This is a genomic window from Chryseobacterium sp. HNCC26DJ241, from assembly GCF_057180505.1.
In genome coordinates this window covers 1-718 of record NZ_JBXUGL010000084.1, presented here as the reverse complement: position 1 = coordinate 718, position 718 = coordinate 1, and the positions used below count along the sequence as shown (strand labels likewise).

1 protein-coding gene is annotated in these 718 nt (G+C 37.6%); it reads right to left on the bottom strand.

Going from position 1 to position 718, the window contains the following annotated elements; all coding sequences use genetic code 11:
- The coding region (locus AC2A1C_RS15835) for a hypothetical protein (RefSeq protein WP_484026901.1) at positions 1–718 on the bottom strand (718 nt) is incomplete at both ends.

Genomic DNA, 718 nt, shown 5'->3' with positions numbered 1-718 from the left:
TTTTTAGAAAGAGATTGTATCACAAAATCATCAGCATCTCTGTACACCTGAACGCTTTCTTTGGTAGCATCTGTAGTTCCGAAAGTAGATCCAGGTTTATAAACAATCTCGAAACGGTTATCAAATTCTCCAGAGGAAGCACTGAAATTGTAATCACCTTGTGTAAGATCAGTAATAATATTCAGAACCTTATCTTTTAGATAAACATTTTGTCCATTTGCAAATACTCCTTCCTTATTTTTAATGGAGATGGTATAATTACCGGATTCAAAATGTTTCACACCTAAAGGTACTACATCTGTATTCGTGAATAGATTCTTTCCTTGTATTAATACCTTATGGTTATCTACAATACTATAAAGAGCATCCGATGGTGTGTTTTCCTGAGCAGAATCATCTAAACCGAATCCATTAGTTCCGTTTGCAAAATATACTACCGCTATAGTGGTAACAAGACTCTTCGGTGTGGTAAGGGTCAATAGATATTTGTCATCCGGATTATTTTTACCGCTATAGAATGATCCACCACTTACAGCCGTTCTTTCAGAATTCTTGAACACAAGTGAAGCACCAGAACCTGTAGCTCTTACCATAAATCCTTGACCAGGTTTTACAATATTAGTCGGAACTTTTGAACCTCCTGTAGCAGCTTGTCCACTTCCAGGAGCCGGAATTCCTGTTCCGCTGCTTCCTGCCGCAGCATTATAAATTGCATAAG